The organism is Brevundimonas sp. Marseille-Q4549, from assembly GCF_976940555.1.
Genome location: NZ_CDRHXG010000001.1, coordinates 3,160,644 through 3,170,926 on the forward strand (window position 1 = coordinate 3,160,644; position 10,283 = coordinate 3,170,926).

Sequence of the window (10,283 nt, forward strand, 5' to 3'; positions counted from 1 at the left end):
GGGTCAGGTGTTCGAGTCACCTAAGCGGCACCATTTTCCGGTCGACCGGTTTCGCACCGACGCTTCAAGCTGATAATCGGCAGCTTTGTCCGCAGCCGGACACTTCTCGTTACGCCATGACTTGACGTAGCGGGCGTTTTGGGGCCTGAGCACGACTTCCGCTTTTTTGTCAGGCCAAGATGACCGACGCAATAGATCCCGTGGATATCGCAATTGGCGCCCGCATCCGGACGCGACGCGAGGAACTCCGTATCACCCAGGCCCAGTTGGCGGCCGGCGCAGGCGTGACGTTTCAACAGATCCAGAAATACGAGCGGGGCGTCAATCGCGTGTCGGCGGCGCGCCTTCTGCAGATCGCGGCGGTTCTGAAATCCACCGGCGCCGCCCTGTTGGGTGAACTGGAAACGGCCGAAGGCGACGAACTGGCGCTGGCGGCTCCCGGCGTGTCGGAACTGCTGAACGCGTTTCGCGGCATCCACAGCGCCGAAAAGCGCGACGCCCTGCTGCTCGTCGCCAAGAGCCTGCAGGACTGATCAGCCGCGCGCGCGGGCTTCGTGCAGCAGCCGGTCCACGCCATTGAGCGTGGCGTCGGCGGATGTTTGGCTCGCAAGCCAGGCCTGGACGGCGCCAAGCGCCCGAACATCCATGCCGTCCGACCGCCCGGAATCAGCGATATTCTGGCGGATGATTTCCAGAAGGCAGGCCGCCTCGGTCGCCGACGAGGGCGTGTGCGACAACAGGGTCGTCTCGGCCTCGACCATTGCGCTGAGGTCCAGGTCCGCGAGCAGGTTGCCCGCGTTGGATGCAAGGGCCTGGGCGCCGGCGGACTGCGCGAGGTTGGCGGTATCGAACCAGGCGCCGAACAGCGGCAGGAAGTCGGATTGGATTTTGGCGGTCATCATCGATGTCCTTCGGTGATTTTAACGGCGGGCGGCGTCGGCCGCGGCGGAAGCGTAGGGTTTTTTGGCGTAGGGCGCGGCGCGCGCCTCCCAAACGCCGAACACGGCGAGAAGCAGAAGCTCGAACCAAACGACCATCCGGGTCGAGACGATCGACCAGAGCAGAGCGTCCGAACCCGCCACACCGGCGAAATGGGTCGAAAGCGCGATTAGCTGGGCGCCGGCCGCCAGTAGAAGCCACCACCGGTCGTATCGAAGCGCCAGTCCTGCCAACAGGCAGAACATCGCGAACGACAGAATCGCCACCCCCCAGCGGAAATGGCCGATGAACAGACCATCGACGAGCGGCGTGCCCCACTGCAACACGAACAGGGCGACCACGACGATCCGTTCAGGCGTGCGCCCCTTCCACAGCAGAAGCGCCATGGCCACATAGGTCAGGCACTCCAGCAGTAGGGACAGAGGCGACCACATTCCGGCGAGGACGATCAGGCTGCGATGGCGAAGGGCATGACGCCCTTTGTGGACTCGGTCTTGCTCTCGCGTGGACCGTCCAGATACCAGCCGACCTGATGTTCGTCGGCGACCTGGGCCAGTTCGCCGTGGCTGGCGATGACGGCGCCGCGGACCTCGGCCAACTGGCTCAGCCCTCGCACCATATTCGCCAAAGCGCTCTGCCCGACCTCGGCGGCCAACTGGGCTTCGACGCGGCCTTCCAGCGCGGTCTGGACCAGGCGGCACACCTCGATCATGGCTTGATCGACAGCGTGCTCGGCGTTTCTGACCTGTCGCGCCACGCGGACGCCGACCTTCAAATTGTTCATAGGCTCTTTTCCCCTGCAGGCTCGATGTCAGCGCGTTTCAGCGGGAGCGAGCCGGTCGAACAGGGATGGAACCACCATGCCCGCCGTGACGATCCCGATGGCGAGCAATAGGGCGATGGCGGCGCCGGCGACGATGATCCCTGCCCTCGCCAGGACGCCACGTGGCGGCGCCGGCAAGAACCAGGTGGTCGTCTGGTCGGATGCCCCATCGTCCGATTGCCCGGCCGACGTGGCGTCATCTGGCGGAATCGAGGGCGGGTTGGGAATGAGTATCGACGACCCTGAGTGATCGTTACTCAGGCACCGGGCGGCGACCTTTCGATCGGACACGCCCAGCTTCGCATAGGCGCGATGCAGATGGTTGCCCACAGTGCGCGGAGAAAGGTTGAGTCGGGCCGCGATCTCCTTGTCCTCCAGCCCCTGTCCGGCCAGACGAACGCATTCCTCTTCTCGTGGCGTCAGACCGTCGCGCATCCGCTTCCCCTTGGTCCTCCTGTTTACCCGAATAAACACGGGTGTCAGCCACGATGGTTCGGGGAGGGACCACCGTGTCGCCAATTTCCCGGGAAAGGGGTCGCTTGCAGATATAAGCATATCTTTATATGTCTGTCGGCCAGACACAGACAGGAGCCTCCCTTGGCCGCTCGTTCCTCCTTTCTCTTCACTTCGGAAAGCGTCTCCGAAGGCCATCCGGACAAGGTGGCGGACCGCATTTCCGACACGGTGGTCGACGCCTTCCTCTCGAAGGACCCTGAGGCCCGCGTGGCGTGCGAGACCCTGGTGACGACCCAGCGCATCGTGCTGGCGGGCGAGGTGCGCGCCACCCAGCCGGGCGCCACCAAGGAAGAGAACGAGGCCTTCACCCAGAGCATCATCGACAGCCTGGAGCCGCTGGTCCGCGCCGCAGTCCGGGACATCGGCTACGAACAGGACGGATTTGACTGGCGGACGGCGGAATACGCCTGCTTCCTGCACGCCCAGTCGGCCGACATCGCCGTCGGCGTCGACTCGACCAACGAGAAGGACGAGGGCGCGGGCGATCAGGGCATCATGTTCGGCTATGCGTCGAACGAGACGCCGGAGCTGATGCCGGCGACCCTGCAATACAGCCACAACATCCTGAAGCGCCTGGCCGAGGTGCGCCACGCCGGCGGCAGCCTGCTGGAGCCGGACGCCAAGAGCCAGGTGACGATCGAATACGAGGATGGCAAGCCCAAACGCGCCGCCTCCATCGTGCTGTCGACCCAGCACGCCGCCGGCAGGGCCGCCGAGGTCGAGGCGTTTGTCAAACCGCTTATCCTCGACGTGCTGCCCGAAGGCTTCACCGACGAGAACACCGTCTGGCACATCAACCCGACCGGCATCTTCGAGATCGGCGGACCGGACGGCGACGCCGGCCTGACGGGCCGCAAGATCATCGTCGACACCTACGGCGGCGCAGCCCCGCACGGCGGCGGCGCCTTCTCGGGCAAGGATCCGACCAAGGTGGACCGTTCGGCCGCCTACGCCTGCCGCTATCTGGCCAAGAACGTCGTGGCGGCGGGTCTCGCCGACCGCTGCACCATCCAGATCTCCTACGCCATCGGCGTCGCCGAGCCCCAGTCGATCCACGTCGACCTGCACGGCACCGGCAAGGTCTCCGAGGCGCTGCTGGAGGACAAGCTGCTGGACCTGATCGGCGGGGCGACGCCGCGCGCCATCCGCCAGCACCTGGGCCTGAACAAGCCGATCTACGCTCGCACCACGGCCTATGGCCACTTCGGCCGCGAACCGGACGCGGACGGCGGCTTCAGCTGGGAAAAGACCGATCTGGTCGATCAGCTCAAGGCGTTGGCCTGAAAAGCCCTCAGGCGGCCTGGTCGATGATCAGGCCGCGAACGCCCGTCAGATTCGCATCTGTCAGATCGGTCTGACGGGTCTGGGCGCCGTGGAGAACAGCACGGCCCAGATCGGCGCCGACCATGACGGCGCGGCGCAAGTCGGCGCCGGTTAGGTCCGCCCCTCTCAAGATCGCGCCGGTCAGGTCCGCCGACAGAAGGCGGTCGGCCGTCAGCAGCAAGGGGCCCAGTTGCGCCTCGCGCAAATCCGCGCCGTTCAACTTGGCGCCTTTCAGCCGCGCCCCGCGCAGGTCGGCGCGGCACAGGCGGGCTGAGCGCAGATCGGCGTTTTCGAGGTGGGCGCCCTGAAGTTGCACCCCCTCCATGTCCAGGCCGTAGAAGACAGCGCCCTTGGCCGACAGGGCGGTCAGGTTCAGACCCGTGATCGACTTCAGGGGCCGCAGATCGACGCCGTCGAAGACAGAGGGTTGACCCTCGACCCCGCCGGTCTCGCACCAGCGGGCGTGTTCACGCAGCATTTCGGCGGCGGGCATCCGATCGACGGGTTCGCCGACCGTGCTTCTGTCCGTCAGCGCGCCTTCCATGTCGGCGCCGTCGGCGCGCGACATCGTCATCTTGCAGCCCACCAGGATGGCGTCGCGCAGATCCGCTCCGGACAGATCGGCCCCGGAAAGGTCGGCCCCCGCCAGGTCTGCGCCGCGGAAGTCGGCCTGTTTCAGATTGGCGCGGACCAGCTTGCAGTCCTTCATCACCGCGCCCGAGAAGTCGGCCTTGACGGCGATCACCCCCGACATCTTCGACCGTTGAAGATTGGCGCCCGCCAGGCAGGCCCCTTGGGCTTCGGTCTCGGTGCGCTGACGCGGCTCTATGACCTTGAAGCCCAGTTTGGCGTCGGCGGCGGCGATGGTGCCCTCGCGCAGATCGGCCTCGAACAGGTCCGCGCCCGACAGGTCCGCGCCCCGCAGGCAAGCGCCGCGAAGATCGGCGCGACGCAGGCTGACGTCGGCCAGGATCGCATCCTGCATGTCCGCGCCGAAGAAATTGGCGTTGTCCAGCCGCGCGCCGGTCAGGTCGCAACGCTCCAGGCAGGCTGCGGCGAAGTCGGCGTCGGCCAAATTGCGCCCCTTCAGGCACAGTCCCGACAGGTCCATCCAGGCGAAGACGGCGCGGGCGCCGCCGGGACGCGCCTGGAACAACCGATCATGCCGGGCGCAGATCGCGTCCAGTTCCGCCTGGGTCAGGCGTTTGCGCACAATGGGTTCGGTGGCCTGGGCCATGACGCCATCCTAAGGCCGCTCGGCTTAAGAAAGCCCTCATGCCGGAGGAACGTCAGTCCGTCAGCAGGCCCTGTTCACGCAGGGCGTCGGCCAGTTCGCCTTCTGCTGTCCACAGCCGGGTATAGCCCGCCTCCCCCAGCCGTTTCAGCTCGGTGATCAGGTCGGCCTTGGCCGAGGCGGCGAAACGGCCGTCGAAGCCTGTTCCGTCGCGGCTGACGCGCACCATGGGGCGGCCGGTCTCCAGCCGGTGCAGGAAGCCTTCGCACAGGACGGCGGCCTCCTCGCTCATCAATCCGGTCTCGACCGTCAGGCCCTGGGCACGCAGGCGCTCGGTGCCGCGTCCGGCTGCGAAGGGCGACGGATCCAGGCAGGCGACAACCACGCGCGCCACGCCGGCCTCGGTCAGAAAGTGGGCGCAGGATTTGCGGCCCGAGGACCGCGCCCCGCACGGCTCCAGCGTGACATAGACGGTCGAACCGGCGGCGTCTGCGCCCGCAGCGGGCACGGCCTGTTCCTCGGCGTGAGGGCGACCGCCGGGCGCGGTCGCGGCCTGGGCCACCACGCGGCCGTCCTTGACGATGACGCAGCCTACGGCCGGATTGGGCCAGGTTTCGCCCATTCGCCCGGTCGCCAGGGCGATGGCCTGGGCCATGAAGTCCCGGTCGACGTCGTTCGCGCTCATGCGGCGACCGGCGGCAGGTCTTCGGCGCGCGCCGCGTCCAGATAGCGGGCCGAGACGGGCTTCAGCGCCGCGTCCAGTTCGATCTCCAACGGATTGCCGGTGGGAATTTCGACACCCACGATCCGGTCGTCCGGCACATTGAACAGCAGTTTGACGATGGCGCGCAGGGAGTTGCCGTGGGCCGCGATCAGCACATCCTCGCCCGCCTTCAGGCGCGGCGCGATCTCGGCGTCCCAGTAAGGCTTCACCCGGTCCAGGGTGGTTTTCAGGCTTTCGGTGTCCGGAATGGCCTTGCCGGCGTAGCGGGGGTCGGCGTTGAAATCGAACTCGCCCCCCGGCGCCAGGGGCGGCGGCGGGACATCATAGCTGCGCCGCCATATCTTGACCTGGTCTTCGCCGTGCTTCTCGGCGGTCTCGGCCTTGTTGAGGCCGGTCAGGCCGCCATAGTGCCGCTCGTTCAAACGCCAGTCCTCGATCACCGGCACGCCGGTCAGGCCGGCCGATTGAAGGGCCAGGGCGCCGGTGCGCTTGGCACGTGTCAGGACAGAGGTGAACATGACCGCCGGCTTGAACCCGGCCTGGGCGATCAGCTCGCCGCCGCGCCGGGCCTGGGCCTCGCCCTCCGCCGTCAGATCGACATCGACCCAGCCGGTGAAGCGGTTCTCAAGGTTCCATTGGCTCTGGCCGTGGCGGAGCAGGATCAGGCGCGGCATTCGGTCGGTCCTCGCAAAAACGATCCGACCGGGTAAGCCGCCCTCCCATGCGGGTCAAGGCGCGGCGCCCGTGTCGGCTGGCGCGGCGGCGGAACGGTGCTAGGAAGACCCTCCGCCCTTTCGCCGTCGCCCGCGAGGCCCGATGTCCGACCGTCTGTTCTTCCCGCTGGCCCTGCTGGCCGTCACCGCCCTGGTCGCCCTGGCCCTGGTCTGGCCCTGACGTCTGAACGCGGTCAGAACAGTATCTTGCGCAGGTTGATGCGGAACACCCGTCCCTGCGGGTCCAGATAGTCGGACTGATAGTTGACCGGCGTACGCCCGTCGCTGCTGCTCACCGAAACGCGGTCGTCGAACAGGTTCTGCACGCCGAAGCCGATGCGCGTGCCTTTCAGGATCGGGAAGCGTTCGACCCAGGAGGCGCGCTGGGTCAGGTCGGCGAAGGCGAACAGATTGACGGTCGTGCGACCCGAGAAGTCCAGGTCGGGCGCGCCGGGGCGGTTGCTTTCCACCGTGGTGCCCGATTTCCAATTGGCGTTGACGAAGGCGCCGAAGCCGTTGCGGAAGGCCCCGGCCTGCAGTTGGACCTCGTGGCGCGACTGGCCGCCCGAGCCGCTGATGCTGTCGCCGTCCAGCAGATTCAAGGGCGCCAGGCCGTCGCGGATGACCACCTCGTCCTGAACGCGCCAGGTGTGGGTCAGCGACAGGTTGAACATCCCCTGCCCCGGCTGCATGCCCGGCGCCTGGGAGCCGCGCAGACGGCCGCCAGGCCCGCCGGGGCCGCCAGGAGGGCCGCCCGCCATGCGGCCGCCGCCGGGACCACCGGGTCCGCCGGGACCGCCGGGACCGCGTCCGAAGCCCCGCTCCCCGCCAGCGGTCGGCGACGGCGTTCCGAACGGCCGCGAGAAGTTGAAGCCCCACTGCACGTCCTGCTGCTCGCGCCTGGCGAAGTTCAGCGGACGGGCGTCGATGGACAGCAGATTCCCGTCGCCGTCGCGGGTGAACCGCTCGGGCAGGGCCGCCTCCAGGTCCGGGGTGATGGCAGGGAAGCTGGCGATCTCGTTATCGATCTCGGTGCGGGTGTAGGCCAGGTTCAGGCGCAAGTCGGTGCGGGCTAGCGGCTGCCAGTTGGCGCCCAGCTTGACGATATGGCGATCCTCGGCCTTCAGATTGGGATCGCCGCCGGTGATCTGGGTGATCTCCACCGTCTGGCCGGTGGCGAAGTCGAACACCGGCGTGTTCGGGGTGGACAGGGTGGGATCGTTCAACTGCTGGATCGTCGGCGCCTTGCTGGCGTCGGAATAGTTGGCGGACAGCGACAGTCGATCGACCGGCGACCAGTTCAGGCCACCGCCCACCGAACTGATCCCGCCGAAGTCGGACAGCTGCTGATAGGCCAGGTTCAGATTGGCCGACAGGTCGCCGATCTTGGGCAGGACGCCCTTGTCGCGGTTGGAGATGGGCAGGTCGAAATTGGCCTGGACCGAGCCTAGGTCGCGCGACTGCGACCGGTCGGTCGTCACGCCGCCGCGCAGGCTTTCGGACTCCAGCGACTGGTGCGTGGCCCCCACCTTGAAAGTCGCGTTCAGGCGTCCGGCCGGCAGTTCGTAGGCCGAACCATTGAGGACGACCTCGGCGTTGGCTGTCTGGGCGACGGAGTTGGCGGTGTCGCGCGCGGCGATCGTGACCGCCCCGTCGATGTCGCCGAACGGATTGACGCTCGGGTCGCCCGCCGAGACCGCGCTTTGCAGGGCGGCGGCGTTGACGCCCCGGCCGGTGGTCGTGTCGGTGCGAACGCGGCTGTACTCGCCCGTCGCGGTCCAGCGCCATTCGCCCAGATAGCCGTCGAAGACCGAGCCGAACTCGGCCGTGCGGCTGTTGGTCTGACGCGTCAGGGCGTCGGGCCGGTCGATGTAGCGATAGAGAAGGACGTCGCCGCCAAAAGGCGACCAGGGGCTGGTCTCGGGCAGGGTCAGGGTGACGCCGGGCAGGCCCAGATAACTGCGGCTGCTGCTGTCATCCAGGCTGGCGCTCAGGGTCATGCCGACCTTGTCGTTCAGGTCGTGCTTGTACGTCCCGGCGATGGAGGCTTCGGCCTGACGCGGCAGGAGGGTGCGATAGGCGGTCAGGTCGCCGTTTCGCGCCACTCCGGCGGTGGAGACGAAATCCCCCAGCGTCGCGGGCCGCGCGGCGGCGACGGTCGGAACGCCCGCCACCGAAATCGACCCGCCCGCAAGAGCCGACAGGGCGGGATCGATCTGGCCGCCGTTCACGCCGCCGACGTTGCCGATGCGGTCGAACAGAACACCCGTGTCGCTGCGGTCGATGTTGCGTTCGGTCTCGAACAGGCTGTTGCTGCTGTTGCCGTTGACATCCAGCGACCAGCGGTCGCCGCCGGCGATGCGCAGCACATTGTTCTCGGTGGAGAGGGTGGTGCGGCCGCCCTGCTCGGGTCGCGACACGTTCACCGAGGTCGTCAGGGACTTGAAGTCGGCCTTCAGGACGATGTTCACCACACGCTGATCAGCGCTGTAGCCGTAGGAAAGAGCGGTTTCCTCGGGCAGGATGTCGAACCGCTCGATGGCCTCGGGCGGCAGGCCGCGGATCTCGCGAAAACCCGAGATACGCCGCCCGTTGACCAGAAAGACCGGCGACCCGCCCCGCGCGCTGCGGGTCTGGGCCTCCAACAGGGTGACCAGTTCGCCGATGTTGGTGGCGCCGAAGGCCTGAAGCTGGGTTGCGTCATAGGAGACGATCGGCTCCTGTCCGCCCAGGGCCACGCCGCGCTTCTGGGCCGTGACCACGACATCGGGCAGGATGGTGGTCGGCTCCTGCTGCTCCTGAACGATTTCGACGGCGCCCGAGGCGGCGGGCGCGACGACCTCGGCCTGGGCCGGTGCGGCGGGGGCCAGTGCGAGCAGCATCAGGGCGGTCGAATTCATGAGGCGCGATCCGGCGACGTTATGGGCGAACAAGCGGTTGCAGACGCGACAAAGGTGGCGGGAAAACGGCCAAAACCATGAAGCTTTGCAAAGGTTTCGGAGAATTCGAAAATCATTGTTCGACTGCGACGGAATGGCGACGCCGGCGCGTTCAAGAGTGTTGCGCCGAGGTGGAGCGGCTCCATTTCAGGGCTTCCGGCTCGAACGAGGGGCGCCAGGCGGATCGTTCAGACTCCGCGTTGACCGTCGCCCGGCTTTCCGCTATACGCCCGCCCTCTTGAGATTTCCGCGCCGTGGACGTGTGCTCCGCGGCGTTTTCCGTTCGAAGGTTTGACATGGCCAACAACCCCGGCGCCCGCAAGGCGATCCGCAAGATCGAAGCGCGGACCCAAGTGAACAAGGCGCGTCGCTCGCGCGTTCGCACCTATCTGCGCAAGTTCCAGGAAGCCCTGGCCGGCGGCGACGCCGCCGTGGCCAAGACCGCCTTCAACGAAGCCCAGTCCGAGTTGATGCGCGCCGTCTCCAAGGGCGTGGTTCACAAGAACACCGGCTCGCGCAAGGTCAGCCGTCTGGCCGCCCAGCTGAAGAAGCTGTCGGCCGCCTGATCCGTTAAAGGATCGCGACGACCACGGAACAGCCGTCGCTGTTTCGTTACGGGATTTCCTAGGGATTTCAACGGCGAGGAAGCATCAGCTTCCTCGCCGTTTCGCGTTCTGCCGTTAACTTCCAATCCGGTTCGGCCGCAAAATTTCGACCGTCGAACGCGGATTTTCCCAAGCAGAATTGGCGTTTGCCGGAGTCAAACAATTTAACTGCGAATCGACCAACGAATCAGCGTTGACCCGCCCGGCTCGCAGCGTAAGTTTTGGCCTCTAACGCACTTCCATCCCCACACGGATGAAGGCGGCGCGGGACCCTTATAGTGTCGTGCCGGCGGGAGATGTCTGTTCAGGAATTCGACCCCGTCCGAAAAGCCTCGCTTTTCGGCGCAGGAGAAGTCGTCCCTGAAGCATCTCGGAAGGGCGTTGGGCTGGATGGGTTCTTGTTAGCGGGCGGCTGATCGATGGTAGGGGGCGTAACGGCTATGGCGGGTGCGACGAGCGGATCGGAC

11 protein-coding genes are annotated in these 10,283 nt (G+C 66.8%); 3 read left to right on the plus strand and 8 right to left on the minus strand.

The genetic code is table 11. The features are described from left to right. Nucleotides 1-200: 200 nt before the first annotated feature. A complete protein-coding gene (locus tag ACWPV3_RS15860) occupies nucleotides 201-533 on the plus strand; it encodes a helix-turn-helix domain-containing protein (protein ID WP_292086866.1) in 333 nt (110 codons plus the stop codon). On the opposite strand, the gene ACWPV3_RS15865 is transcribed toward ACWPV3_RS15860, so the two are convergent. The 4 genes from ACWPV3_RS15865 to ACWPV3_RS15880 are packed head-to-tail and all read right to left on the minus strand — an operon-like array spanning nucleotide 534 to nucleotide 2,197. Further along, nucleotides 534-899, minus strand: coding sequence for a hypothetical protein (locus ACWPV3_RS15865; protein WP_313454090.1), 366 nt, complete (start codon nucleotides 897-899; stop codon nucleotides 534-536). Between the two features lie 21 nt (nucleotides 900-920). After that, nucleotides 921-1,373 carry a hypothetical protein gene (locus ACWPV3_RS15870; RefSeq protein ID WP_453978471.1) on the minus strand — a complete coding sequence of 151 codons (453 nt, stop codon included), beginning with the start codon at nucleotides 1,371-1,373 and terminating at the stop codon, nucleotides 921-923. A 14-nt stretch (nucleotides 1,374-1,387) separates the two neighbouring features. Then, entirely contained in the window at nucleotides 1,388-1,723 is a 336-nt protein-coding gene (locus tag ACWPV3_RS15875; protein WP_292086863.1) for a hypothetical protein, read from the minus strand. A gap of 27 nt (nucleotides 1,724-1,750) precedes the next feature. Beyond that, nucleotides 1,751-2,197, minus strand: a complete 447-nt coding sequence (locus ACWPV3_RS15880; protein ID WP_453978472.1) for a helix-turn-helix domain-containing protein — start codon at nucleotides 2,195-2,197, stop codon at nucleotides 1,751-1,753. Nucleotides 2,198-2,359: 162 nt separating this feature from the next. Here ACWPV3_RS15880 and metK point away from each other — a divergent pair, with 162 nt between their 5' ends. Beyond that, nucleotides 2,360-3,562: a methionine adenosyltransferase gene (metK, locus tag ACWPV3_RS15885; RefSeq protein WP_453978474.1), complete on the plus strand. Its 1,203-nt coding sequence runs from the start codon at nucleotides 2,360-2,362 to the stop codon at nucleotides 3,560-3,562. Between the two features lie 7 nt (nucleotides 3,563-3,569). On the opposite strand, the gene ACWPV3_RS15890 is transcribed toward metK, so the two are convergent. From ACWPV3_RS15890 to ACWPV3_RS15905, 4 genes are all read right to left on the minus strand, one after another. Beyond that, nucleotides 3,570-4,838 carry a pentapeptide repeat-containing protein gene (locus ACWPV3_RS15890; RefSeq protein ID WP_453978475.1) on the minus strand — a complete coding sequence of 423 codons (1,269 nt, stop codon included), beginning with the start codon at nucleotides 4,836-4,838 and terminating at the stop codon, nucleotides 3,570-3,572. Nucleotides 4,839-4,890: 52 nt separating this feature from the next. Then, the gene (locus ACWPV3_RS15895) at nucleotides 4,891-5,520 is read right to left on the minus strand and encodes a bifunctional diaminohydroxyphosphoribosylaminopyrimidine deaminase/5-amino-6-(5-phosphoribosylamino)uracil reductase RibD (protein ID WP_313454087.1); all 630 of its coding nucleotides are present in this window, start codon (nucleotides 5,518-5,520) and stop codon (nucleotides 4,891-4,893) included. Further along, on the minus strand, nucleotides 5,517-6,233 hold the full coding sequence (gene gpmA, locus ACWPV3_RS15900) for a 2,3-diphosphoglycerate-dependent phosphoglycerate mutase (RefSeq protein ID WP_292086858.1): 717 nt from the start codon (nucleotides 6,231-6,233) through the stop codon (nucleotides 5,517-5,519). The genes ACWPV3_RS15895 and gpmA overlap by 4 nt, the downstream gene beginning before the upstream one ends. 233 nt (nucleotides 6,234-6,466) lie before the next feature. Next, a complete protein-coding gene (locus ACWPV3_RS15905) occupies nucleotides 6,467-9,172 on the minus strand; it encodes a TonB-dependent receptor (protein ID WP_453978476.1) in 2,706 nt (901 codons plus the stop codon). Between the two features lie 335 nt (nucleotides 9,173-9,507). Between ACWPV3_RS15905 and rpsT the strand changes: the two genes are divergently transcribed. Beyond that, nucleotides 9,508-9,777 carry a 30S ribosomal protein S20 gene (gene rpsT, locus ACWPV3_RS15910; protein ID WP_292181593.1) on the plus strand — a complete coding sequence of 90 codons (270 nt, stop codon included), beginning with the start codon at nucleotides 9,508-9,510 and terminating at the stop codon, nucleotides 9,775-9,777. Nucleotides 9,778-10,283 lie beyond the last annotated feature (506 nt).

Coding starts and splice junctions, on each gene's coding strand:
- ACWPV3_RS15865 (WP_313454090.1), bottom strand. CDS start 899: ATGACCGCCAAAATCCAATCCGACTTCCTGCCGCTGTTCGGCGCCTGG.
- ACWPV3_RS15870 (WP_453978471.1), bottom strand. CDS start 1,373: ATGTGGTCGCCTCTGTCCCTACTGCTGGAGTGCCTGACCTATGTGGCC.
- ACWPV3_RS15875 (WP_292086863.1), bottom strand. CDS start 1,723: ATGAACAATTTGAAGGTCGGCGTCCGCGTGGCGCGACAGGTCAGAAAC.
- ACWPV3_RS15880 (WP_453978472.1), bottom strand. CDS start 2,197: ATGCGCGACGGTCTGACGCCACGAGAAGAGGAATGCGTTCGTCTGGCC.
- ACWPV3_RS15890 (WP_453978475.1), bottom strand. CDS start 4,838: ATGGCCCAGGCCACCGAACCCATTGTGCGCAAACGCCTGACCCAGGCG.
- ACWPV3_RS15895 (WP_313454087.1), bottom strand. CDS start 5,520: ATGAGCGCGAACGACGTCGACCGGGACTTCATGGCCCAGGCCATCGCC.
- gpmA (WP_292086858.1), bottom strand. CDS start 6,233: ATGCCGCGCCTGATCCTGCTCCGCCACGGCCAGAGCCAATGGAACCTT.
- ACWPV3_RS15905 (WP_453978476.1), bottom strand. CDS start 9,172: ATGAATTCGACCGCCCTGATGCTGCTCGCACTGGCCCCCGCCGCACCG.
- rpsT (WP_292181593.1), top strand. CDS start 9,508: ATGGCCAACAACCCCGGCGCCCGCAAGGCGATCCGCAAGATCGAAGCG.